Annotated in this window: 19 protein-coding genes and 1 pseudogene; 15 read left to right on the top strand and 5 right to left on the bottom strand. The window is 68.9% G+C overall.

Going from position 1 to position 24,171, the window contains the following annotated elements:
- Nucleotides 1–114: 114 nt before the first annotated feature.
- Together ACTWQF_RS21430 and ACTWQF_RS21425 are read left to right on the top strand one after the other, a co-directional pair.
- Nucleotides 115–723 (top strand): GNAT family N-acetyltransferase, encoded by a 609-nt coding sequence (locus ACTWQF_RS21430; RefSeq protein WP_443281209.1) that lies wholly within the window; start codon nt 115–117, stop codon nt 721–723.
- A 333-nt stretch (nt 724–1,056) separates the two neighbouring features.
- The gene (locus ACTWQF_RS21425; RefSeq protein WP_443281208.1) at nt 1,057–1,482 is read left to right on the top strand and encodes a CBS domain-containing protein; all 426 of its coding nucleotides are present in this window, start codon (nt 1,057–1,059) and stop codon (nt 1,480–1,482) included.
- A 67-nt stretch (nt 1,483–1,549) separates the two neighbouring features.
- Here ACTWQF_RS21425 and ACTWQF_RS21420 read toward each other — a convergent pair whose 3' ends face one another.
- Together ACTWQF_RS21420 and ACTWQF_RS21415 are read right to left on the bottom strand one after the other, a co-directional pair.
- Nucleotides 1,550–5,176, bottom strand: a complete 3,627-nt coding sequence (locus tag ACTWQF_RS21420) for a SpoIIE family protein phosphatase (protein WP_443281207.1) — start codon at nt 5,174–5,176, stop codon at nt 1,550–1,552.
- A 4-nt stretch (nt 5,177–5,180) separates the two neighbouring features.
- A complete protein-coding gene (locus ACTWQF_RS21415) occupies nt 5,181–5,387 on the bottom strand; it encodes a hypothetical protein (protein WP_443281206.1) in 207 nt (68 codons plus the stop codon).
- Nucleotides 5,388–5,697: 310 nt separating this feature from the next.
- Here ACTWQF_RS21415 and ACTWQF_RS21410 point away from each other — a divergent pair, with 310 nt between their 5' ends.
- The 12 genes and pseudogenes from ACTWQF_RS21410 (at nt 5,698) to ACTWQF_RS21355 (ending at nt 19,425) form a co-directional block, all read left to right on the top strand.
- A complete protein-coding gene (locus tag ACTWQF_RS21410; protein ID WP_443281205.1) occupies nt 5,698–6,444 on the top strand; it encodes a FadR/GntR family transcriptional regulator in 747 nt (248 codons plus the stop codon).
- Nucleotides 6,445–6,455: 11 nt separating this feature from the next.
- Complete coding sequence (locus tag ACTWQF_RS21405; RefSeq protein WP_443281246.1) at nt 6,456–7,931, top strand: amino acid permease; 1,476 nt, start codon at nt 6,456–6,458, stop codon at nt 7,929–7,931.
- Nucleotides 7,928–9,004, top strand: a complete 1,077-nt coding sequence (locus ACTWQF_RS21400; protein WP_443281204.1) for an asparaginase — start codon at nt 7,928–7,930, stop codon at nt 9,002–9,004. The genes ACTWQF_RS21405 and ACTWQF_RS21400 overlap by 4 nt, the downstream gene beginning before the upstream one ends.
- Nucleotides 9,005–9,093: 89 nt before the next feature.
- On the top strand, nt 9,094–10,494 hold the full coding sequence (gene aspA, locus ACTWQF_RS21395; protein ID WP_443281203.1) for an aspartate ammonia-lyase: 1,401 nt from the start codon (nt 9,094–9,096) through the stop codon (nt 10,492–10,494).
- Between the two features lie 195 nt (nt 10,495–10,689).
- Entirely contained in the window at nt 10,690–11,181 is a 492-nt protein-coding gene (locus ACTWQF_RS21390) for a hypothetical protein (RefSeq protein WP_443281202.1), read from the top strand.
- Entirely contained in the window at nt 11,178–11,498 is a 321-nt protein-coding gene (locus ACTWQF_RS21385; protein WP_443281201.1) for a transcriptional regulator, read from the top strand. Before ACTWQF_RS21390 ends, ACTWQF_RS21385 begins: the two co-directional genes overlap by 4 nt.
- Before the next feature lie 174 nt (nt 11,499–11,672).
- The gene (locus ACTWQF_RS21380) at nt 11,673–12,149 is read left to right on the top strand and encodes a polyketide cyclase (RefSeq protein WP_443281200.1); all 477 of its coding nucleotides are present in this window, start codon (nt 11,673–11,675) and stop codon (nt 12,147–12,149) included.
- A gap of 395 nt (nt 12,150–12,544) precedes the next feature.
- Nucleotides 12,545–13,303: a DUF4132 domain-containing protein gene (locus ACTWQF_RS21375; protein WP_443281199.1), complete on the top strand. Its 759-nt coding sequence runs from the start codon at nt 12,545–12,547 to the stop codon at nt 13,301–13,303.
- Nucleotides 13,293–16,988, top strand: a complete 3,696-nt coding sequence (locus tag ACTWQF_RS21370) for a hypothetical protein (RefSeq protein ID WP_443281198.1) — start codon at nt 13,293–13,295, stop codon at nt 16,986–16,988. Before ACTWQF_RS21375 ends, ACTWQF_RS21370 begins: the two co-directional genes overlap by 11 nt.
- A 224-nt stretch (nt 16,989–17,212) precedes the next feature.
- Nucleotides 17,213–17,317, top strand: a pseudogene (locus ACTWQF_RS21365) (IS5/IS1182 family transposase); the annotation flags it as partial.
- A 73-nt stretch (nt 17,318–17,390) separates the two neighbouring features.
- Nucleotides 17,391–18,908, top strand: coding sequence for a serine/threonine-protein kinase (locus tag ACTWQF_RS21360; RefSeq protein ID WP_443281197.1), 1,518 nt, complete (start codon nt 17,391–17,393; stop codon nt 18,906–18,908).
- 130 nt (nt 18,909–19,038) lie between these two features.
- Nucleotides 19,039–19,425: a hypothetical protein gene (locus ACTWQF_RS21355; RefSeq protein ID WP_443281196.1), complete on the top strand. Its 387-nt coding sequence runs from the start codon at nt 19,039–19,041 to the stop codon at nt 19,423–19,425.
- Nucleotides 19,426–19,629: 204 nt separating this feature from the next.
- Here the strand turns inward: ACTWQF_RS21355 and ACTWQF_RS21350 are convergent, their stop codons facing one another.
- The 3 genes from ACTWQF_RS21350 to ACTWQF_RS21340 form a co-directional block, all read right to left on the bottom strand.
- Nucleotides 19,630–20,115: a HEAT repeat domain-containing protein gene (locus tag ACTWQF_RS21350; protein ID WP_443281195.1), complete on the bottom strand. Its 486-nt coding sequence runs from the start codon at nt 20,113–20,115 to the stop codon at nt 19,630–19,632.
- 138 nt (nt 20,116–20,253) lie between these two features.
- Entirely contained in the window at nt 20,254–21,531 is a 1,278-nt protein-coding gene (locus ACTWQF_RS21345) for an NAD(P)/FAD-dependent oxidoreductase (protein WP_443281245.1), read from the bottom strand.
- 127 nt (nt 21,532–21,658) lie between these two features.
- Nucleotides 21,659–22,909 carry a M24 family metallopeptidase gene (locus ACTWQF_RS21340; protein ID WP_443281194.1) on the bottom strand — a complete coding sequence of 417 codons (1,251 nt, stop codon included), beginning with the start codon at nt 22,907–22,909 and terminating at the stop codon, nt 21,659–21,661.
- Between the two features lie 237 nt (nt 22,910–23,146).
- On the opposite strand from ACTWQF_RS21340, the gene ACTWQF_RS21335 reads away from it, so the two are divergent.
- Nucleotides 23,147–24,166, top strand: a complete 1,020-nt coding sequence (locus ACTWQF_RS21335) for a LysR substrate-binding domain-containing protein (protein ID WP_443281193.1) — start codon at nt 23,147–23,149, stop codon at nt 24,164–24,166.
- Nucleotides 24,167–24,171 lie beyond the last annotated feature (5 nt).

The raw sequence follows: 24,171 nt of genomic DNA, 5'->3' as shown, positions 1-24,171 counted from the left end.
TCAGGCGCCGACGGCTTATCTGTGGTGGGCAGCTGCCGGTGTCAGGTGATGTGCCCGCGAATGATCCGGGACCCGGCTCGCCGTCGAAGATCCCAAGGGGGCAGAATCCCCCGTATGCCGATATCGAATGTTCCGGCAGCGGCGACGTTGGACGACGCGCCGCTGATCAGCCGCCTCCTCGCCCGCGCATTCGGCGACGACCCGATGATGCGGCTGTTCTTCCCCGACGACGGCACACGCGAGAAGGGGATGGACCGATACTTCGCCACGATCTTCACCCGGCAGTACGGCCTGCACGGCGTGTGTGAGCGCACCGACGCGGCGGCTGCCTTCTGGGTCCCCGCTGAGGCCCAGGACAAGGCGGTTCCCGATGCGGGGACGATCCAGCAACTCGTGGACATCCTCGGCGAACAGGCCACGCTGTTCCGGGACACCGTGGAACAGGCCGCGAAGCACGCGCCGCAGGAGCCGCACTGGTCCCTGGCCGTGATAGGGGCCGACCCCGCCGCCCGTGGCCAGGGCCATGGGGCCGCCCTGCTGCGCTCGGGCCTGGCCAAGGCGGACGCTGCGGGTCTGCCGACCTATCTGGAGTCCTCGAAGCCGTCCAACATCCCGTTCTACGCACGCTTCGGCTTCACCGTGCGCGAAGAACTGCGGCTGGCGGAGAACGGCCCGGTGCTGTGGACGATGCTGCGCGAGCCGCGCCGCTCGACGGAAGCCTGACGCGTCCTGCCCGGCCGTCAGTCGTCGAAGTGTGTCTTGGAACCGGCCGTGAAGGGGCGGTGGACGGCGGTGACCCCTGGCCTCACACGGTGCGCGCCACCGCCCCGTATACCGCGTACTGACCGGTCACAGAGCGCAGCCAGGCGATCGCCATATCGCGAATCATCCCTGCCCACCCGCGTTTGTTCCGGCTCTTGTCGATCAGGCCGGTCTCCGGCGTCGGTGACGGGTCATGCTCTCCATCACGTACTCGAATGGCACATATCGGTTGTACCGGGGACGATGGTGAAGGGGGTGGGAGCGATTACGTCGACAGTCGACAGGAGGAGCCCCATGGCCACCGCAGCCGACATCATGAACCGTGGCGCCAATTGGGTGCCCGCCACCGAAACCCTCGACCGGGCCGCACAGCTCATGCGCGAACTGGATGTGGGCGCCCTGCCCGTCAGCGACCCCACGGACCCCAATGAACGCATGGTCGGAATCCTCACCGACCGTGACATCGTGGTCGGGTGCGTCGCTGCTGGGCACGACGCCTCGCGCGTCACGGCTGGAGACCTGTGCCGGGGCACACCGCGCTGGATCAGCGCGGATGCAGACGTGAACGAGGTCCTTCGGGAAATGGAGACCAATCAGATTCGGCGTCTGCCGGTCATCGATGAGAACAAGCGCCTGATCGGCATGATCAGCGAGTCCGACCTGGCCCGGCACCTGAGCGATCGCCAGCTCGCGGAGTTTGTTGAACGCGTGTACGCCTGACACCTGACGACCGGGGACAGGGTCGCGGGCTTGGCCGGGCCGACCGGCGGTCCGCGGGCGGTGTGGGTCAACTGCCGGGCGCCGTCGTCCCCGGCACGGTCTGCTCGGCCCAGATGACTTTGCCGTCCTTGGTGTAGCGGGTGCCCCAGCGTGCGGTGAGCTGGGCGACGAGGAAGAGTCCCCGCCCGCCCTCGTCCATGGTGGCTGCGTAGCGCAGGTGCGGCGAGGTGAGGCTGTGGTCGTAGACCTCGCAGGTGAGCGTACGGTCGCGCAGTAGCCGCACCTTGATCGGCCCGACGCCGTAGCGCATGGCGTTGGTGATCAACTCGCTGAGGATCAGTTCCGTGGTGTCCGCGAGGCTCTCCAGTTCCCACTCCGTCAGCCGCGCGGAGACGGCGGCGCGTACTCGGGGAACGGCCGCGGGGTCCTGCTCCACGTCCCACTGTGCGACCTGTCCGGCTCCCAGCACTCGCGTACGGGCGACGAGCAGCGCGATGTCGTCGCTCTGGACGTCCGGGAGGAGGGCGTCCAGCACGGCGTCGCAGGTCTGCTCGGGGGAACGGTCCGCGCGCGCCAGGGTCTCGCCGAGCAGCCGGAGCCCGGTGTCGATGTCCTGGTCGCGGCGTTCGACGAGGCCATCGGTGAACAGGACGAGTCTGCTGCCCTCGGGCAGGCGCAACTCGGTGGATTCGAAGGGCAGTCCGCCGATGCCGAGGGGAAGGCCAGAAGGTACGTCCAGGAACTCCACCGTGCCGTCGGGGTGCGCGAGGGCGGGCATCGGGTGGCCGGCCCTGGCCATGGCACAGCTACGGGACACGGCGTCGTAGACGGCGTACAGGCAGGTGGCGCCGGTCATCGTGGTCTCGTCGCCGGCCGCGACGGCGTCCTGCTCAGTGAGGGTGACCAACTCGTCGAGGTGGCCGAGGAGTTCGTCGGGCGGCGGGTCGAGGGAGGAGAAGTTGTGCACGGCGGTGCGCAGCCGCCCCATGGTGGCAGCAGACTGCAGCCCGTGCCCGACGACGTCGCCGATCACCAGGGCGACGCGGGCGCCTGACAAGGGGATGACATCGAACCAGTCGCCGCCGGCTCCCTCCTGCGCGGGAAGGTAGCGGTAGGCGACCTCGACGGCGTTCTGCTCAGGCAGGGTGCGGGGGAGCAGGCTCCGCTGAAGCGCCACGGCCATGCCGTGCTCGCGGGTGTAGCGGCGTGCGTTGTCGAGGGACACGGCGGCGTGGGCGGCCAGTTCGACCGCGAGGGAGAGATCGTCCTGCTCGAAGGGCTCGGGCTTCTCCGAGCGCCAGAAGTTGACAACGCCCAGCAGCGCGCCACGGGCGGACAGCGGTGCCGTGATGAGCGAGTGGACTCCGTAGTCGAGGATGCGGGAGGCCCGCCTCTGATCCACCGTCTGCCACCCCAGGGAGTCACGCAGCCGAGGCACCAGGAGCGCCCGCCCTGTCTCGATGCAACGGGCGGGCGGCGAGGACGGCGTGAAAGTGACCTGGTCGCCGACGGGGAAGAAGGGAGTGTCCTCGCGGATACCGCTGACGGCCGTGCGCCGCATCCGCGTGCTGCTGTCACTGGTGCCGCTGCCGTACACCCCCGGTTCGTCACCGCGCAGCACGGGCTCGGCCAGGTCGACGGTGACGTAGTCGGCGAAGCGCGGGACCGCGACCTGAGCCAGCTCCTCGGCCGTATGAGTCACATCGAGGGTGGTGCCCATACCGCTGGTCGCGTCGTAGAGGAACTCCAGCCGCCCTCGGACCAGCTCGACCCTCTGCGACGCCTCGCCGATCATCTCCATCACCTCATCGGTGCGGACCGGTTCCTCGCCGACCACCGCGTCGACCGCGAGCCGCGCGGATGCCGCGCCAATGGGGCCGGAGAGCTGGGCCTCCGCGTGATGGATCAGATCCGGGGTCGCTGCGGCTTCGGGGGATTCGGGTCTCGTTCCGGGGTACGAGCGCATCGCCCGCTCGGCGCCCTCCCGCCCGAGGAAGCGCTCCAGCATTGTCTGCAATGTGCCGACCGTGGCGCGGGCTTGCCAGCGCCGCTCTCTGGCAGGCTCCGCGAAGATGTCGACGAACTGCACCGCCTGCGCCCGCTCGGCGGCGTTCGGCCGTCCGGCGAGTGAGACAGCGACGTACCCACCGATGTTCACCAGTGCGCTCCAGAACATCGCATGGCTGATCGGGTCCATTCCTGCCAGGCCGAACAGCTGCTGCGGCCGGAGCAGCTCAATGCCGAACGGGCCCTCCCGCAGGAACGAGGCAGGCAGCAGCCCGGACTCGGCGAAGCTCGGCAGCAGCAGGGTGTACCCCCACATGACGAAGCCCGCCACAAGTCCGACCAGCACGCCCCAGTGGGTACCGTTCTTCCAGAACAGGCCGCCGAGGATGGCGGGCGCGAACTGTGCCACAGCAGCGAACGACACCAGGCCGAACGACGTCAACGCCCGCCCCTCGCCCGCGAGTCGAAAGTACGCGTAACCGAGCAGCAGGACCAGCACGATGGTCGCCCGGCGGATGCCCAGTACCAGTCCGGTGACGTCGTCCCGCTGCGCCAGCCGGAACTTGCCGCGCAGCAGCAGCGGCATCACCAGTGAGTTCGACACCATCGTGCTGAGCGCGATGGTCTCGACGGTGATCATGGCGGTGCCCGCGCTGAGGCCGCCGATGAAGACGAACAGCGCGAGTGCCTGCTGGCCTTCGGCCATCGGCAGGGTCAGCATGTAGGAGTCGGCGTCGGCGCCCTTCCCGAGCACCAGAAGCCCACCGGCTGCGATCGGAAGTACGAAGAAGGTGTTCGCGAGCAAGTACAGCGGGAACAGCCACATCGCCCGTTTGAGGTGCCGCTCGTCGACGTTTTCGACAACGGTGACCTGCCACTGCCGAGGCAGCAGCATGATCGACAGCATGGACAGCACCGTGAGCCAGACCCACGTGCCGTAGCCGGTGTGCCCTCGCAGCGTGAACAGTTGGGTGAGGTCGGCGTGCGCTGCCTGGGAGAACAGGTCATCGAACCCCCGGAACATCCAGAAGGTCACAAAGACCCCGACCGCGAGAAGCGCCCCGAGCTTGACCACGGACTCGAACGCGACCGCAGCAACCATGCCCTCGTGGCGTTCAGCGGTGTCCAGGTGGCGGGTGCCGAAGAGGATGGTGAACACAGCGAGCAGCAGTGCTGCGTACAGGCCGGTGTCCTGAAGCAGCGGAACATGGCCCAGATCCGACGGGGAGGTGATCTCGGGATACCGCCGGATGATCTCGAAGGTGTTGGAGACCGCTTTGAGCTGCAGCGAGATGTAGGGAACAACCCCGACCACAGCGATGATCGTGACCAGACCACCCAGCACCGCGCTCTTGCCGTAGCGGGCGGAGACGAAGTCGGCCAGCGAAGTGACGCGGTGCCGACGACTGATCCGGATGATTCTGCGCAGCACCAGCCAGCCGAGCGCGAGCATGATCACCGGCCCCAGGTAGAACCCCAGGAAGCCGATACCAGTCGTGGCGGCCGAGCCCACGTTGCCGTAGAGCGCCCACGCGGTTTCGAACACCGCAAGGGACAGGGCGTAGACCGTGCCGCTGTTGATCAGGCTCCGGCCGGCGTCTGCCCGCCGATCGGCATAGAAGGCCACAGCGAAGAGCACACCGAGGTACGCCACCGAAACAGCGACGATGACTCCGGTCCGGAGCACAGCACTACCGCGATCTGGCGACGATGACGGCGACCAGGCCGATCACGATCGCCCATACGAGATAGAGGTACGCCCAGAGAACCGGGACGCCGAAGAACCGGTCCGTTTGGTCGAACTGCGCCAACAACGGCGGGATGACCAGCACGAACCCCAACGCAGCTACGGCCGCCAGGCGCCCGGCCAGCCGGCCGTTGTCTCGTGACTCCGCCACGGCTGCCTCCACAACCCCAATGTCACGCCTCGCCACGCGCCCAGGACTGGTAGTGCCGTATCACGGCCGCCGGACAAGCCATGACCAGCACAATCGCCACCTCAGTACGGTATCGGGACCCCCCTGCATCGTCGAAGACCAACATGCCCATCACCTGAGGGACAGCGCCCGGGCCGGGGCAGTGGACCCGCGCCCTCGTGTCCGGGCCGTCAGGTCTGTCCAGCAGGTACCCAGCGGGGGCGGGTCGCGCGAAATCTGACAGCTCTCCCCCCTTGACACCGCTCCCTCGTGCCACCGAGGATCCTGCCTCGTGAACCTGTCAGACAGCCAGACACCACCAGGCATACCCCGGCGCATCAGCGCGATGGAAGCCGTGCTGACGCATCTGCGCGGTGCCATCGAGCGCGGCGAGTACGCGGTGGGCGACAAGCTGCCCTCGGAGGCGGAGCTCTGCCGTCGCCTGGAGGTGAGCAGGCCCGTCCTGCGGGAGGCCCTGCGCGCCCTGGCGACGATGGGGCTCACGGTCTCCCGCACCGGCAAAGGCACCTTCGTCATCTCCAATGGCGCGGTCGAGGACCCGACCTTCGGCGACTACACGGCCAGCCACCTCCTCGAGGTGCGCCACCACGTGGAGATCCCGGTGGCCGGATACGCGGCCCTGCGCCGTACTCCCGAAGACCTCGACCGGCTCTCCCACCTGCTGGAGCGGATGGAACAGGAAACCGACACCACCGCGTGGGTGGCGATGGACTCCCTCTTCCACCTCGCGGTCGCCCAGGCGTCTCAGAACCCGGTCTTCCGCAGGTTCGTCGAGGAGATCCGCGACGCGCTGGCCCAGCAGTCGGCGTTCCTCAACGACGTCGGCGGACGGCGCGAGCAGTCCAATCGCGAGCACCGGGCGATCGTGGAGGCGCTCGTGGACGGCTCCGAGCGGGACGCCGTGGACGCCATGAGGCACCACCTCGAACGGGTCGAGACGACCCTCGTATCCATCGTGCGCCCCCAGCGCACCGCCCCCACCGGCCCCCTCACGGAAGAAGGCGGAGAACAGGCGTGACCGAAAGAACCCTGCAGCAAACGGAACGGCAGCACACCGCCGCCGGGTCCCTCGATGCCATCGACGCCGGCGATGTCGGATACAGCAAGTCCCTGAAGTCCCGGCACGTCAACATGATCGCCATCGGTGGCGCCATCGGCACCGGGCTGTTCCTCGGCGCGGGCGGCCGGCTCGCGGGCGCCGGGCCCTCTCTCGCGCTGGCCTACGCGGTCTGCGGGGTCTTCGCCTTCCTCGTCGTACGGGCGCTGGGCGAACTCGTCCTGCACCGCCCGTCCTCCGGTGCGTTCGTCTCCTACGCCCGCGAGTTCCTGGGCGAGAAGGGGGCCTTCGTCGCGGGCTGGATGTACTTCCTGAACTGGGCCACCACCGGGATCGCCGACATCACGGCGGTGGCGACGTACACGCACTACTGGGGGATGTTCAGCGATGTCCCACAGTGGGTGATCGCCCTGATCGCGCTCGCAGTCGTACTGGCCGTGAACCTGATATCCGTGAAGATCTTCGGGGAAATGGAGTTCTGGTTCGCGATCATCAAGGTCGGCGCGCTGGTCTGTTTCATGGTGATCGGCATCTTCCTCCTGGTCACCCAGCAGCCGGTGGACGGCCACTCCCCCGGTCCTTCGCTGATCACCGACAACGGCGGTGTCTTCCCGCACGGCATGCTGCCGATGCTGCTGGTCATCCAGGGCGTCGTCTTCGCCTACGCCTCGGTCGAGCTGGTCGGCGTCACGGCAGGCGAGACTCGTGAGCCGGAGAAGATCATGCCCAAGGCGATCAACTCCATCATGTGGCGGGTGGCCCTGTTCTACGTCGGCTCGGTGGTGCTGCTGACGATGCTGCTGCCCTGGGACGCGTACTCGGCCGACGAGAGCCCCTTCGTGACCGTGCTCTCCAACATCGGCGTGCCCGCGGCGGGCGGCGTGATGAACCTCGTCGTCCTCACCGCCGCGATGTCCAGCCTCAACTCCGGGCTCTACTCGACCGGGCGCATCCTGCGGTCGATGGCGCTGTCGGGCTCGGCGCCCGGGTTCACCGGTGTGATGAGCCGCAGCCACGTTCCGTACGGCGGCATCCTGCTCACCTCGTCCGTCTGCGTCCTGGGCGTGGGGCTCAACTACGTGGTGCCGAGCGACGCGTTCGAGATCGTGCTGAACTTCGCAGCGATCGGCATCCTGGCCACTTGGGCGCTGATCATGATCAGTCATCTGCTCTTCTGGCGGAAGGCCAAGGCCGGAGAGGTCGTCCGGCCCGGCTACCGGCTGCCGGGCTCACCCTGGACCGAGCTCGTCACGCTCGCGTTCCTCGTCTCCGTCCTGGGCCTGATGTGGGCCGACGGCGGCGCAGGGCGGATCACCGTCATGTCCCTGCCCGGGATCGCGGTGGCGCTGGTGGGCGGCTGGTTCCTCGTACGCGGCCGGGTCGGATCCATCCGGGCCGCGGCTCAGGCCCGGCGGGCGGAGGCCGAACGGACCGAGGGCGAGGCATGAGCGTGATCCGTACCGCGGACGGGAGCACGGCCGCGGTGGCGGCGCCTCCGGCCGGGCAACTTGCCGGGCAACTCGCGACGGAACAGCTGTTGGCGGAGCCGCCCGTCCGCCGTACACCCGCCCATGTCCCGCTCGCCCACGTGGTGCGCGGGGGGATCGTCGAAGGCGTCCACCACGGCTCGGTCGTGGTGCTGGCCGCGGATGGCAGCGTGGAGTTCCGGGCCGGCGATATCGAGGCCGCCTTCTACCCGCGCTCGGCTCTCAAGCCCCTCCAGGCGGTCGCCCTGCGGCGCGCCGGGCTGGAGCTGGACGGCGAGCTGCTGGCCCTCACCGCGGCCAGCCACTCGGGCGAGGCCCGGCATCTGTCCGGCGCCCGGCACATCCTGCGCCTCGCCGGGCTGACCGAGGACGACCTGCACAACACCCCCGACCTGCCTTACAGCGCCGAACAGCGCGAGGAGTGGCTGCGCCGCGGGCTCGGCCCGACCCGGCTCGCCCAGAACTGCTCGGGCAAGCACGCCGCGATGGTGATGACGGCCAGGCTGCGGGACTGGCCACTGCCGGACTACCTCGACCCCGGACACCCGCTGCAACAGACCGTCGCCGAGTCGGTGGCGGATCTCACCGGACAGGAACTCGCCGGGGTGAGCGTCGACGGCTGTGGAGCACCGCTGTTCGCGGTGTCCCTGCACGGGCTCACCCGGGCCGTCGCACGGCTGGCGGCGGCCGCGCCGGACACCCATGAGGGGCGGGTTGCGCAGGCCATGCGGGAGCACCCGGAGATGGCCTCGGGCACCGGGCGGGACGTCGCCCGGCTGATGCGCGCGGTACCGGGCCTGCTCGCGAAGGACGGTTTCGAGGGCGTGCAGGTCGCGGCGCTGCCGGACGGACGGGCCGTCGGCGTGAAGATCGCCGACGGCTCCGACCGCGCCCGGATGCCGGTGGCCGCGGCGGCGCTCGCCCGATGCGGGGTCGACCCCGCAGTCCTGGCCGGATTCGCCGCCACGCCCGTCATCGGCGGCGGCGCGGCCGTCGGCAGCCTGCGGGCCGCGGGGGCACTCACCGCCTCATGAGCGGGCCTGCCTCCTGTCCCCCAGGCCGACCCCACATTCCCTGCAACACCCTCGCCCGCACCATCTGAGCCCAAGGAAATATCTGCGCCATGACTGCCGACCACCGTCGCGAGCACGACCTGCTCGGTGACCGAGACGTACCCGCCGCCGCGTACTGGGGCATCCACACGCTCCGCGCCACCGAGAACTTCCCGATCACCGGCACAGCGATATCCGCGTACCCCCATCTGATCAACGCCCTCGCGGCGGTCAAGGAAGCCGCAGCACGCGCAAACCAGGACCTCGGGCTGCTCCCCGCGGACCAGGCGGACGCCATCGCGGCCGCCTGCCAGGAGATCAGGGGCGGCCGGCTGCACGACCAGTTCGTCGTCGACGTCATCCAGGGCGGGGCGGGCACCTCGACGAACATGAACGCCAACGAGGTGATCGCCAACCGGGCCCTGGAGATCCTGGGGCACGCCAAGGGCGACTACGCACACCTCCACCCCAATGAGCACGTCAACCTCAGCCAGTCCACCAACGACGCCTACCCGACGGCTCTCAAGGTCGCCACGATCACCGCCGTGCACGAACTGCGCGACGCGATGACCGTGCTGTGCAAGGCGTTCGCCGCCAAGGCGGAGGAGTTCAGCGGCGTCCTGAAGATGGGCCGGACCCAGCTCCAGGACGCCGTACCCATGACGCTTGGACAGGAGTTCTCCACCTACGCGGTGATGCTGGAGGAGGACCGCAGCCGGCTCGCCGAGGCCACCCTGCTCGTGCACGAGATCAACCTCGGTGCCACCGCGATCGGCACCGGCCTCAACGCCCCCGCGTGCTACGCCGAGGCCGCCCGCCGCCACCTCGCCGCCATCACCGGTCTGCCGCTGGTGACCGCCGCCAACCTCGTCGAGGCCACCCAGGACTGCGGTGCGTTCGTCCACCTCTCGGGCGTCCTCAAGCGCATCGCCGTCAAGCTCTCCAAGAGCTGCAACGACCTGCGGCTGCTCTCCTCCGGCCCGCGCGCCGGGCTCGCGGAGATCAACCTGCCGCCGGTCCAGGCGGGTTCCAGCATCATGCCCGGCAAGGTCAATCCGGTGATCCCCGAGGTCGTCAACCAGGTCGCCTTCGAGGTCATCGGCAACGACGTCGCCATCACCATGGCCGCCGAGGCGGGCCAGCTCCAGCTCAACGCCTTCGAACCGGTCATCCTGCATTCCCTCTCGGAGAGCATCACCCACCTGGGCGCCGCCTGCCGCACCCTGGCCGAGCGCTGCGTGTCCGGCATCACCGCCAACACCGAGACACTGCGCGCCAGCGTGGAGAACTCCATCGGCCTGGTCACCGCGCTCAACCCGCACATCGGCTACACGGCCGCCACCGACATCGCCAAGGAAGCGCTCGCCACCGGCCGCGGGGTCGCCGAACTCGTCCTGGAGAAGGGGCTGCTCGAGGCCGACCGGCTCACCGCCCTGCTCCGCCCGGCCGAGGTCGCCAGGACCACTGCCTGATACCGGTGACGGGCCGCGGCTCCGCGCGGCGGACGTTCCAATGGACATCTCCTGGGTCCCGTTCTTGATCCCTGACGCCCTCGTGTCTCTCCGATCACGAGCCGGAGAGACAGAACCCAGGCGGCGAGCTGGTCACTTGCCGTACCGGAAACTCGTCTCTTTCCGTACTGGAAACCAGCCGCTACTCTTTCCATCATGGAAACCAACGGGGTACAGCTGACGCCGGAGCAGGCTCGTTCCGCCCTGGCCGACACCGAGCACATCCGGGCCTCCGCCACAGCGCTCTCGGCGACACCGTGGCCGAACTGGTTCTTCATCACGCTGACGCTCTACGTTGCCGCGCTCCCGATCATCTACGGAGGCGTCATGGCCGACTCGGGCTGGCTGCTGCCGCAACCGGCCTGGATGGGCATCATGCTGGCGATCACCGCGGTGTATCTGGTGCTCTTCGTCGTCGCGGCCAAGGCGTGGCGTCACAAGACCGGGGTGGCGCTGCGGTTGGACGTGCTGCCGAAGCGGGCGACTGTGCCGCTCATGGTCGGCCTGCCCGTGCTGCTGGTGGGTGCAGCCGTCGCGTTCCGCATCACGGGATGGCCGGGGTGGCTGATCGCGGCCTCGCTGATCGGTGCCGCCGTGTCCGTCGGCTTCCATCTTGCCTTCGTACGCCTGCACCGGAAGACCCCGTGAGCGCCGAAACCCACGACCTGCTGGAGGGTTTCGATGCCACCATCCACGCCCCGAACCGGCTGCGCGTCTGCGCCCTGCTGGACACCGCGGGCGAGGCGGAGTTCGGCCTGGTCCAAAAGCAACTCGACCTCTCCGCCTCCGTGCTGAGCAAGCACGTCACCGTGCTGATGGGCGCGGGATACGTCGAGCAGCGCAAGGCCGTCCGTGACACCCGGCAGCGCGTATGGCTCCGCCTGACCCGGCGAGGCCGGGATGCCTACCAGGGGCATCTTGCGGCGCTGCGGGCGATAGTGGGGCCCTCGGATCCGGCTCTCTGAGCACGATCGGAGCCGTCCGAAGAGCCCCCGGTGGTGGCACGGGTGCGGATTCCGCCCACACGACCGATGAGTTCCGCCTATCCGCGCCGTCTGCATGTTGGGAACGTCCCCCTTCCGCGCCTGCGCCTGCGCCTGCGGGAGGCCCGAGATGAGATGACAAGGAGCGTGCACACCGTGGACCAGGAGAACGTGACCGCCACCCTGACTGTCCCCGCGCCCGCCGCGAAGGTGTTCGCGGTGCTGGCGGACCCGACGACCCATTCCGCGATCGATGGCACCGGCTGGGTTCAGCAAGCTGTCGAGCGGGCGCCGCTGACCGAGGTGGGGCAGATTTTCCGGATGGACATGTATCACCCCAACCATCCGAACGGTGACTACCAAGTTGCCAACAAGGTCCAGGTGCTCGACCCGCCGCGCGCCATCGGCTGGCTGACGGGACAGGAGAAGGACGACGGTCACCTGGAGTTCGGCGGCTGGAGCTGGCGTTACGACCTCGCGCCGCTCGGTCCCTCCGAGACTGAGGTCACGCTCACCTACGACTGGTCGGCGGTGCCGCAGTTCATCCGGGAGTACATCGAGTTCCCGCCGTTCGGCCCTGAGCATCTCAGCAACTCGCTGCACCACCTGGCCGAAATTGTCTCGGGTGGTTGATGCCGCTGCAGGCACCAGGATTCGTGCTATTGCCCTATCCCGCACTGAATTGAGAGGTGGCGGAGGGGTGTGTGATCACGGCCGGCGGTTCCGGGCGTTCGTCCCAGCGCTGAGTGACCCATGCCCGCCGGACGGCCCCACCGGCGCCCCCTAACGCGCCTTCGCCGACCGGGGCTGCTACGACGACGACAAGTAACGCCGCAACGTAGCTCTCTCCGTGAAGCCTGGCGCGATGCCGCGTGCCCAGGCTGATTGTCACGCGCCGAGGATGGTTGTCACAGGGGGCTGACACGATGCGAGGTATGTCAACTCCACTTGTGTGGGTTCCCGCCACCCATGGCCACGAACTGGCTCTGGACGGAACCACTCTGAGATGCCGTAAGCCCGACGGTCGCATGCTGCAGTCAGTCCCCAGAGCTGTGCGCAGCAGCTCGATGGGCGAGAAGCTGTCCGAGTTGCGCGAGCGGTTGGTGCGGCACGAGGAGGAATGCCGGTCCACCGTCGAGTCCTGGCTGCTGGCCGGCATTCCGGTGCCCGCCGCCCTGTTGGCCCGCGTGTGGCCCGACCCGAGCTGGCGGTCCGTCCTGGAGCACCTCGTGGTGGTCGTCGACGGGCGGACGGGCTTGCTGACGGAGGTGACAGAGGAGGGTCGTACTGGCTTGGTGGACCAGGACGGTACTCCGCACACTCCACCGGTGGGCCCTGTGTCCCTGCCGCATCCGATCCTGCTGTCCGACGTGGGAAAGTGGCGGGAACTGCTCGACAACCATGGCGCCGCGCAGGGTATTCCGCAGCTCGCCCGCGAGATCCACCACCGGCCGGACGATGTCGACCCCGGAGCCACCAGCCTCGACGACTACGCCGGGGGCGAGTTCGAGGAGCTGCGGCACGCCACCGCCCGCGCCGCCCGGTACGGCTTCGTCATGCGCGGCGGTTTCGCGATGCTGCGGATCGTCGACGGTGACGTCGGTTTGCAGGCCCGCTACTGGCTGGGGGCCGACGATCCGGGCCTGCCCATCGAGACCGGACGGCTGTTGTGGGTGGACGCATCCGAACGGCCCGTCGCGCTGGGCGAGGTCGGTCCGGTGGCATGGTCCGAAGGCGTGCGTATGGCAGAACTGATCCATGCAGGAAGGGCGACCGATGACCAGTGACCGGATCGCGCTGGACACGGGCCTGGCGCCCGCCGGTACCTCGGGCGGCGAGCCGGTCACCGCCCGCCGCTACACCCACCCACTGCTCGGCACCCGCCCCATGGTCCGGCTGAGCGGACAGGCCGCCGCCCCTGGCGAGGACCAGGTGCTGGCCGACGCCGGGTTCTCCGCACCCGATGCCGGCCCACCGGTGTCGGCCGGGTACCGCCAGGAGCCCGGCTACCCGGCGTGGGCCGTGCTCCACGACCCCGCCCACGCCGACGCGGCCCTCGCGGCAGCGCCCGAGATGGCGCGCGCCGAGCGGCTGGCCAGGCCCAAGCCGGGACCCGCGCTCGACCTGTACGGACAGATCGCCGCGACGCTTCCGGACTCCCACCTTCCGGCCTACTGGGAACAGGTCGGCCGGGCGTTCATCGCCGCCGGCCGCCACCGGCAAGCTGCGATGATGTTCGGCCGGGCACGCCAGGCGGATCAGTACCTGCCGTCCGTCGATCCGGCCAGGCAGCGCGCGGTGTTCCTGGAGTTCGCCCTCGCCGGGGCACTGTCGGTCAAGGACATCAAGACCTACGTCGCGGACCTCGGCAAGCGCCGGGGCGACCCCTTCGAGGCCTACCAGGAGCTGCGGGAGCTGGCCGTCCGCCGTACGATCGGCGGCCTGCCGCCCTGGCCCGAGATGCTCAAGCAGCTCACCAAACTGGCCAAGGCCGCCGACCTCAACGTGGCGGCCGAACACGGGTCCGTGCTGGAAGCCCTCGTGGAAGCGCCCGCGCTCTGGCGGGCCCCGGACGGCTTCTGGACCTCACAGCGCAAGGGCTGGCTGGCCGCTGTCGCCACTTCGGACGCGGTGAAGCAGCGGCTGGTGTGGCAACTGGTCGATCTCCCGTATTCGGACATGGACGCCTGGTGGGTCGCCTTCCTCGACGAGGCGGGCGCCTTCGACCTGCTCGGCGAGGACACCGGCCGGTGGCTGACCGCGATGCTCCGCCGCTACCGCGGACCCGACGAACGTCCCCGTCCCCCCAAGGCCCCCAAGGAGCTGCTGGACCTGCTGCCGCGCCTGGCCGGACGGATCGGCCCGGAAGAGGGCCCGCTGCGACTCTGCAACGGCACCGCGAAGGAATACCGCATCGACGCGGCGGTCATCGGCGGCTGCCTGGCAGCGGGCATCCCGGTGCCGGACCCGGATCCGAAGCTGCTGCTGGGGCACTGGTGGGAGCACGACCGCGTCGATCTGGAAGCGCTGACCGCCGACGACCGGTTCGCGGACCCGCTGGTCCATTCCATTCTCGAGGACAAGTGGTCCGACGACCGGTGGAAGAGGGAGTGGACGATCGAGCCGCTTCGGCCCTTCCTGCGCAGGATCATCGACAACCGGTTGAACTGCGCCACTTCCGGCACCCTGCAAAGCGCCCTCGACGCGTTCGACTGGCTCTACGCGACGCTGTCCCGGCAGACAGCGGCGGAAGTGCCGCACCTGCTCGACCGGCTCGCCGGCATCGACCTGGTGGCCCCGCTGACCAAGACACTCCGCGCGGGCATCCTCGACGAACTGGGCTGGGACGCCCTGGACAAGGCCGCCAGTGAGCTGAAGGGCGAGGACAACTGGTGCCGGGCCAGCTGGCCCATCCTGACCGTGCACGACCGCCGCAAGGTTATCGCGATCGGCCCCGGCGGCCGGATCATGGAGCACCGGCTGGTGGTGCCGAAGGGCGCCAGCCAATTCCACTACGACGTCCGGGCGTTCTTCTCCGAAGGGGAGTTCCAGGTCTTCCACGCCGTCAACCAGGACCAGAGCGTGTACTGGTCCGGCGCGCCGGGCGAGATCCATACGGAGCACGAAACCTCGTGGAAGTGGCGGTACGGCGAGAAGACCCGCTCCGGCTATACCTTCCTGGGGCCCCGCGCCCGGCGGTTCATGGGCCACCGGCTCCTGACCGTGGGCGATCGCCGAGTGGGCCCCGAGGGCCACATGTTCCACGACGGCCGGACGTACTGGTGGTACACCGGCGTGGACAAGGAATCCCGGGTGGTGCGCCCCATCGACCTGGCCGCCGAGGAACTCGGCGAGCCCGGCCTGCCCGCGTTCCTCGATCCGTCGCTGCTGGGTGAGGACGAGGGCTGGCTGATCGAGCATTCGTCGCTGGCCCCTGTCACCGCCGGCACCGCCACCTCGCCCCTGGGCACCGACGGCACCCACCTGGGCTTCAGGGTCGCCTACGACCGCGTGACGGGACAGATCCGCTACCACCGCATCGACGGCGTCCACGGCACCGCTCTCCCGTCGACCGGTTCCCTGCCGCATGGTCGCTGGTCTTCCAAGCCGCCCTTCCCCTGGGGGCTCCTCGACGTTCCCGGCTCGGACCGACGGCTGCTGCTGGACGGCGGCTACGACGTCACCGCGCGCGATCCGGAAACCGGTGCGGCACACTGGCGGGTCTACATGATGGACCAGGACTGGATCGTCAACCAGCCGTCCCCGATGGCCGCGGGCACGCGGCGCATGCCGCCGAAGGCGTTCTGGCACTTCCTGACGCCCCGTGACCTTCCGGGCTCGCGGGCGCTGCGGGAGATCTCCGAGGACACCGTGCGGGCACTGCTGGCGGCGACGGCCACCTCTACGTCGGCGCTGCGGAAAGCCCTCGGTTCCCTGCTGCCCGAGGTCAGCCACCAGCTGCTCCTGGACGGCCTCATGGGGTTCTTCCAGGAGACCAACCGCCGGATACAGCACCGGGACCGGCTCCTGAAAGTCCTCGACCAGCAGACACCCCGGCTGCTGGAGATTCCGGAACCGGACCTGGACGGTGCACTGGACGGATTGGTCAGCTTCTACCCCGAGGGAACTGGCGGGACGGTACGGCAGATCGAGCTGGCCTCGGCGTTCTTCACCGGCTCGATCGACGGCGAGACGGCCATGGCCCATTGGGCGGTCCACGGGAGTCATTACGACTGGACGGAGCTCGCCGGCCGCATCGGCGGCCTCGGCATCCGTGCGGCCAGCGCCCTCACCCCTGCCGAGCACCGCGCGGCGGTGATCGGGCTGCTGCGGTTCTGGGCCTCCTCACCCCTGACCGATCCGGCGCTGCACCGCGGCCTGTTGGACCCGGGAGAGGACGGGGACGAGCAACCCCCGGTGGCCCAGTCCACCGCGGAGGGCAGGCTGCTGCCGCTGGACATCGCCATGCACTTCGGCGACTGGGCCCGCTCGCAAGCAGGCAGGAACTACCGAATCAAGGCGTTCCTGCAACGGGGCGACATGCCCCGGCCGGAGGGCTTCGTCGACATCCGGCCGGTGGCCCGAGGCTGGGCCACCGTCAAGCGGCTGCGCTTGCTGGCCGACGAGTTGGAGCGACGCGGACCGGTGCCGTTCGACCCCGACGCGGCAGCCCACCTCGCCAAGGCCGCCGACATCGACCACGCGGAGGCGGCCTTGTGGCTGACCGGCCTGCCCGGAGTCGACGCCAGCGGTGTCCGCACCGACAAGTGTCTGTCGCCCGAAACCCGCGCCGCCTTGGGGTTGAAGGTGACTGAGGCGGCCGACGCGTGCGAAAGGCTGCGGCGGGTGCCCACCGAAGCCCGCCTGGAGCTGTACGACGCGGCGATGCCCAACGACCCGGGACAGCTGTGGAACCAGCACATGATGGCCGAGCGGCTGGCAGAGGCACGCCGACGGCGACCGTCCGGATGACCGTTCCGGTGTTATCAGGGGCCGGAGGCGATCAGGGGCAGCACGACCGGCGGCGGAGCCGGCCTTCCCAATGTCGCCTCTCTCACGTCAGGATCACGCCGTGATGACGCTTGGTCTCCGCCCGGAATGCAGCGGGCCCGCTCCTCGGCGGGCCCGCTGCGCCTTCTCTGGCCGGCCATGCTGTTGTTCACCTTCGTGTTCTCGCATGGTCTGAGCGCCGAGCCAGGACCGAGGGCTTCCGGGCTGTGGCGACCCGGTACGACAAGAGAGCGTTCGTCTTTCACGGCTCAGTCACCGTCGCCGCGATCCGGCTGTGGATCCGTCAGTGACCAGCCGGACAACCCTTGATGACGCTGGCCGTACTCTGACATCTGACATTCCACAGAGTGGACGGAGGTAGGTGTGCAGCGCGGAGAGCTGATCGCGGGCCGTTACGAACTGCTCAATCGGCTGGGCCGGGGCGGTATGGGCGAAGTCTGGGCCGCACGGGACCGCACTCTCCACCGTGATGTCGCGCTCAAGCTGCTTGACCTCGGCGGATCAGGCCACCCGGAACTTCCTCAATGGTTCGAGCGCGAGGCGGTTGCTGCCGCTCAGATCAACCACCCGAACGTAGTTGGCCTGTATGACCGGGGGGTCCATGAGGACATGCTGTTCCTGGTCATGGAAAAGGTCGAGGGCACGACGCTTACCGAGCACATCCGTTCCGAGAGTCCCATGCTCCTGGCGCGAGCCCTGGAGATCGCCGGCGGGATCTGCACGGCGCTGATCGCCGCACACCGGGCCCACGTCATCCACTACGACATCAAGCCCCACAACGTGATGATCAGCGAAGACGGGCAGGTCAAGGTATTCGACTTCGGGATCGCGGGGTTCATCCAGACCACGTTCTCGGTGGCTCACTCCTCTCAACTGACTCCGGCCGGTACCCCGGAGTACGGTGCCCCGGAACAGTTCCTCACAGAGCGTGGTGACGAACGCTCCGATCTGTATGCCCTCGGCGGGGTGTTGTTTGCCTTGCTCACTCGTCAAGCACCCTTCACCGGTCACAACGGCTTCGCGGTCATGCGGCGCAAACTCGACGAAGAGGCACCACATCTTGATTCTCTCCGCCCTGGCCTGCCGCCTGGGGTAACTGGCTTGGTTGCTGAGCTTCTGCAACGCGATCCCGACCGGCGCCCCCAGTCGGCGCAGCTGGTCCTTGAACGTCTTCAGCGGCTTCAGGCGGCTCCTTTTCCGGCGAATGACGGCATGCCGGAGGCGCGTACCACGGAGGTGCGGCAGCCGCGCACGCGTCTCATGGACGGCACACAGCAACCGCCGGGACCGGCCGATCCGTTCACCGAGCTCGGCCCGCAGGCGTGGGACAGCAGCAGTACCGACGAGACTCCGTTCACCGAAGACGCGTTACTGCCTCAGAGGTTCACCAACGATTTTGGCATCGACTTCGCCCGGGTGGCCGGGGGAGCCCGCCCCTGTGACCAGGCAGCTTCCAGCGACGACATGGTCGCGGAGCTCGCTGCCCGTGGCTGCACACAGGTGATGACCGGGGTTTATCTGGAGCAACCCGGCCCCCACGCCAGCCCTGAGAATCCCGTCGTGGTCTCGATCCAGGTCTTTCCGTTCCCCGACGCCTCCGCGGCCAACGGCATGTTCAACTACTTGTGGGGCAACGAAGCGACATGGCGCCAAACCTTCTGGTGCCCTCGGACCGGGGGCGGCAACAGCCCCTGCCGTGGTGGTGACGAGTGGCACCAGGGCCATCGCTACCAGTACAACAACGTGTTCCACCGCTACCTGATCGCGGCGCTGTCCACCCGCGCCGACCACACCACTGACGGGACCATCGAGCCCTGGCTTGCCGCGGCCGTCATCCGGGCCGTGACCTCCAGCGGACCGCAAAACTACCGCACCAGCTGATCCTCACAGCTCGCCTTCAATGGCGAGGTGTGCCGCCGGACCCACAGTCTCTCCGATGGATCTTAGGCTGCACAGTGCTTCCCGGCTCTCGCTGCTTCCTCGGCCTGGACGACGACGCGGACGCCCCCCGGTGGTCGTCACCGGTTTCAACTCCACCCGCGCCCGCAAGCGCACCGCCGGCCGGAAGGGCGCCAACCGGGTACTGGCCGCCCGACGCGCCCCCGCCGAACACGGCTTCGCCCACCTGAAGGACTCGGCCCGCGGCCAGGTGATGTGGATGGTGTCGGTCGAGGCGCTGGTGACGGCGCTGATCGGGATCGTGCTCGGTACCGGGGTCGCCGCCGGGTCACTGGTCCCGTTCGGGCCGGCCCTGGACGGGTCGGTGCTGCCCAGCGGGCCTGGGTGGATCTACCCGACGATCGTCGGGACCGCGGTGGCGCTGACGTTCGCCACGATCCTGTTCCCGGCGTCGGTCGCGCTGCGGGCGAGACCTGTGGAGGCCGCCGTCGCTCCATGACCACGGCCGGCCGGGCTCCTCTCGCCCCGGCCGGACCCTACCCGTGCGGCAGACCGCGGGCGTTGGCGGAGTCTGCGGCACTGCACCGCTGCGGTCGCTCATCCCTGCCAGATCCGTTCGGCGACGGCGAGTTCGTCACGTTCGCCCCGCGCCTCCGCCAGCTGCTCGACCGGCCCTTCTTCCAGCTCATCCGGCTCATCCAACTCATCCGGCTCGCTGAGCCGTCTTGTCCGGGTCGGACTCCCGGTGGTGACAGCGCAGTTCCGTCACCGCTTCCGCCGCCTCCCTGCGCACCTCGGAGTGGGGGTGGTGGAGGAGCTGCTCGACGATCGGCAGCGCCGCCTGGTCGTGGGTGCAGCCGAGGATGGCCAGGACGTAGGCGAGGAGCAAGGGGTCGAAGCCATCCACCCCGGAAGCGAGCGGCTCCACCACTCGGTAGGGAAGTTCGTAGTGTGTGGAGGCCGTGCAGACTGCGTGCAGCGCGGACTCCCGCACTGGGTGGCCCTCGTCGGAGAGCGCAACGGTGACGAGACGCTCGACGGCCCGCTCGGTGTCGTCCTGCGTCAGGCGGCCCGTCTCCAGGACGTCGCTGACGGCATCGAGGCAGAGGTCCCTGCGGCCCGCATCGGAGCTGTTCAGCTCCTCCCAGGCCGATTCGATCAATGCGGTCAGGCCCTGATATCCGTCCACGGCCGGAGCATAGGAGACGGTCGCCGCCGCAGAGCCGGTCCTGTGACGCGAGCGGCCCGCCGTTCCGGGGGCGATGCCCCCGGAACGGGCCGACGATCGCGCACGGTGACCCAGTACGCCGAAGACCGGACCGGGTGCTCAGCGCAGCGGGTCGAAGTGGCGTATGAGCGGTGGCACTTCGCCGTTGCCCATCATGGCGTCGGCGAGGAGCCTGCCGGTGAGCGGCCCGAGTACCATGCCCCACATCCCGTGTCCTCCGGCGATCTGCACACGGGGCGAGCGGCTGGGACCGATCAGCGGCAGCCCGTCCGGGGTGCAGGGGCGCGATCCCACCCACTCCTCGTGACGGTCGTTCCAATCGATACCGGAGAACATCGGCCGTGCGGATTCGATGATGGTGCGAATACGCCGTAGATCCAACGGCGCGTCCGGCGAGCGGAACTCCATGCTGCCGGTGACCCGGAAGCGGTCGCCCAGCGGATTGCAGGCGATGCGCTGGCCCGACAGGTAGATCGGGTGCGTGGGCATCACCCGCGGTCGCACCGTGAAGCTGTATCCACGTCCCGCCTGCACCCGCATCTTTACGCCGAAAGGCTGTGCCAGGTCATTCAGCCAGGCGCCGCCGGCGAGTACGACGGCGTCAGCACGCACCGTGTCAGGATTCAGCGAGGTGGAGGAGGGGACCAGCTCGACGCCGGTTTCACCCAGATCGTGGACGCCGGTCACGGAGTAATTCTCGACGATTTCACCGCCCCGGTTGCGCACGTCTTCCGCGAGAGTGCGCATGAATTCGGGCGGGTTGATGAAGCGTTGCCCGTACACCCGCAGTCCGGTGCGGACTTCAGCGCTGAGTACGGGCTCGAGTTCCCGCAGGTCCCCACCGGTAACGGTCTCGAATCGGGCTTCGTCGCCGCCGGTCGCGCTGATGTGTGCGAATTCCTTCAGTACGTGCTCCCGGTCCTGACGGTTCCGGCAGGCGATGAGGAGCGGGTCGGCGCTCTTCACGGGAGCGCTCACGCCGCCCTCGGCGAGCTGCTCGTATGCCGCGAGACAGCCGCGGTTGAGTTCGTTGAACACCGCCATCGCGCGCTGCCACTGCCGTGCCGTGCAGTTGCGCGCGAACGACAGGAGAAACGACCAGAGTTGCCGGTCGACCGTCGGCGGAATGGACACCGGCGAGGAGCGGTCGAGAAACGACTTGAAGCCGTAACGCAACACGGAAGGCTCCGGAAGCGGCACGGTGAACGCGGGATTCAGCATGCCCGCGTTCCCCCAGGAACAACCCGCGGCAACTCCCGTACGGTCCAGAACGGTCACGCGCACCCCGCGTTCCTGGAGAAACCACGCGGTGGAAAGTCCGGCCATACCGGCGCCGACGACGGCAACATGCTCGGGGGCGGTACGGGCTGTGTTCACGATCACCTCGGAATGCTCGGGAGAGTGAATGCGGTTTGCGGGTCTGTCAGTCGAGAGGTTCTCCGTCGGTCTCCGACGTGAACGCCACAGGAACCAAACGCCACCAGCACCAGATAGAACGCGGAATTCACACTTCGATGATGTCCGCCGGGCCGTGGGTGAGCACTCGGGTGCCTCCCTCCTCCACTACGAAGGTCTGGCTCAGTCCGACCCCCGACGTGCCGAAGGAACGGAACGAGCCGGGAATGTGGAACACCATGCCGCTCACCAAAGGTTCGTGATTGTCGGGAGTGAGATAGAACGGGGCGCCGTCCATCCAGTGCGGTTTGTGGGCCAGGCCGACGGGATACCCGAAGAGTTGGTGAAACATGACGTCGTCCGGAAGCGGGCCGAGTGCCTTCCCCGCCTGGACGGCGACCTGCGAGGCGGTGACGCCGTCTGCGGCGGTCTCCAGCACGGCGGCGACGGCGGTACGCGCGAGCTCGGCCAGCCGCTGGTCCGCGGCGCTCAGCGCTCCGTCCCGCACCACGGTGCGCATCACCGGCGCGTGGTAGCGCGCCCGGGTGCCGGCGAACTCGATGAAGGTGGGCCCGCTGCCCAACTCCCTTCCCACCCAGCTGGAGTGCGGGATGCCGCCGCGCTGCCCGGTGGCGACGACCGGCCCCCAGGCGGAGGGTGAGTCGGCCTCGCCGTACAGTGCCGCGGCGATCGCGGCGGCTACGGAAGAGTCGGTGGCGCCCGGGGCGCGGCTGGCGGCCACTCCCGCTTCCACCCCCTGCTGCGTCACTGCGGCTGCCTCCTCCATCCGGCGCAGCTCGGCGGGTGAGAGCACCAGACGGGCCCGCTCGACGAGGTAGTCGGGGTGCACGACCGCCAGGCCCTGATCGCGCAGGATGTCCAGCGCGCGCGGGGGCGTGGAGGCATGCCCGATCTCGACGCCGACCCGAGCGCCCTTGGGGAGCACCGAAGCCGCGTGCTGAAGGAAGAGTTCGAGTCCGCGCAGCGCGTCCGCGTAACCGCAATAGTGGAGATTCCCGGCCACCGAGCTGGCCAGTGCCCTTCCGACTTCCAGGTCGGGAAGGTAGAGATGAGTGTCGGAGGCGGTGACCAGCAGCGGCTGGGGAGCCGTCTCGGCTGTGTGATAGCCGCACAGGTACTCCACGCTGGAGGGGCGGAAGACCAGCATCGCGTCCAGAGGCAGCCGGTCCATGCGACCGCGCAGCTCGCTCAGCCGCGCTCCGTACTCGGCCTCGTCGAAAGCGGGGCCCTCGGCGGCCCGTATCGACGCCGCGGTCTCCTCGGTGAGCCAGCCCGGCGACGGAGCGCTGCCGAGCCGGGTGATGTCGGGGCCGTGTCCGCCGTGCTCTGTGGTGCCCATGTGACCCTCTTCCTGATGAAGGATTTCCCGTGGATCGTTCGGTGGCCACTCGCCCTGTGCCCTCTGTGTTGACGAATGCGAGGGACCGGCGTGATCGCTGAGACAGGTGGATGACTGAGGTAGGGCTGCGGAGCGAGGTCTGGCCGACCTCCGCTTGTCGCTGCGCACGCAGTCTCGTTCACCGAATTCGTTCACGTCTATTGGGAAATCCTTCAGCGAATGCTTAAGGTTCGGTTAATGGAGCTCTCGCTGAATCGCCTGCGGATGCTCCGGGAGCTGTCCCGGTGCGGCAGCATCACCGCAGCGGCAGCGGCGCTCCACTACACGCCCTCCGCCGTCTCCCAGCAGTTGGGGGCGCTGGAGCGTGAGGTGTGCGTGCCGCTGCTGGAGCAGGTCGGGCGCCGCGTGCGACTGACGGAGACCGGGCGTGTGCTCGCGCAGCACGCCGAGGGGATCCTGGCCGCCGAGGAGCGCGCCCGGATAGCGCTCGAGCAGGCACGGGAAACCCTCACCGCCGACCTCACCGTGGGCGTACTGGCGACCCTCGCGGGCACCCTCGTGCCACCCACTCTGGCGACCCTCGCCGAACGGCACCCCGGCGTACGGGTCAAGACCAGGGAGGTCGTACCGGAGGAGACGCAGTCGGCCGTACGGGACGGCGACCTCGACCTGGCGTTCGTGCTGGACTATCCAGCCGCACCCGGCTCCGGTACCCGGGACAGCGCCCTGGAGTGCACGCTCATCGGTGTGGAACAGCTCCACCTCGTCGCCCCGCACGGGAGCTTGAACCCACCGGCGGATCCCGGAGGGTTCGCTGAGCGGCCTCTCCCGACTACCGCTCTGCCGCGGCGTACCGACGAGGACCGTACGGTTCTGGGCGCCCCCGTGGAGCTCGCGGACCTGGCCGAGTGCGCCTGGGTCGCGTCCGGGACCGACACCGAGTTCGGCCGCGCCCTGTGGTCGGTGTGCCGGGCGGCCGGCTTCACACCACACATCGCGCATCAGATCGACGAGCAGGCAACAGCGATGGCGATGGTGGCGGCCGGTCTCGGCGTCACTCTTGTCGCCGAACTCGCATTGCCGCTGCGGCCCGCGGGCGTCGACGTCTTCCCTTTCCGTGACCCGATCAAGCGCCGGATCACCGTCATCCGACGGACGTCGACCAGGGACCGCCCGTCGGAGCGGGCCTTCATCCGTGCCGCGCTGGACACGGCCACCTCGCTCCAACTGCTCGAGGCACCGCCCGACGAAGGCTGACCCCG

Origin of the sequence: Streptomyces sp. 8N114 (assembly GCF_052245835.1) — a bacterium.
Taxonomy (GTDB): Bacteria; Actinomycetota; Actinomycetes; order Streptomycetales; family Streptomycetaceae; genus Streptomyces.
This window is presented reverse-complemented; position numbering and strand designations above follow the sequence as displayed.

Excerpts from the sequence above, each read along its gene's own strand:
- ACTWQF_RS21430 (WP_443281209.1), top strand. The coding sequence starts at position 115 with ATGCCGATATCGAATGTTCCGGCAGCGGCGACGTTGGACGACGCGCCG.
- ACTWQF_RS21425 (WP_443281208.1), top strand. The coding sequence starts at position 1,057 with ATGGCCACCGCAGCCGACATCATGAACCGTGGCGCCAATTGGGTGCCC.
- ACTWQF_RS21400 (WP_443281204.1), top strand. The coding sequence starts at position 7,928 with ATGAGCGTGATCCGTACCGCGGACGGGAGCACGGCCGCGGTGGCGGCG.
- aspA (WP_443281203.1), top strand. The coding sequence starts at position 9,094 with ATGACTGCCGACCACCGTCGCGAGCACGACCTGCTCGGTGACCGAGAC.
- ACTWQF_RS21390 (WP_443281202.1), top strand. The coding sequence starts at position 10,690 with ATGGAAACCAACGGGGTACAGCTGACGCCGGAGCAGGCTCGTTCCGCC.
- ACTWQF_RS21375 (WP_443281199.1), top strand. The coding sequence starts at position 12,545 with ATGCTGCAGTCAGTCCCCAGAGCTGTGCGCAGCAGCTCGATGGGCGAG.
- ACTWQF_RS21370 (WP_443281198.1), top strand. The coding sequence starts at position 13,293 with ATGACCAGTGACCGGATCGCGCTGGACACGGGCCTGGCGCCCGCCGGT.
- ACTWQF_RS21340 (WP_443281194.1), bottom strand. The coding sequence starts at position 22,909 with ATGGGCACCACAGAGCACGGCGGACACGGCCCCGACATCACCCGGCTC.
- ACTWQF_RS21335 (WP_443281193.1), top strand. The coding sequence starts at position 23,147 with ATGGAGCTCTCGCTGAATCGCCTGCGGATGCTCCGGGAGCTGTCCCGG.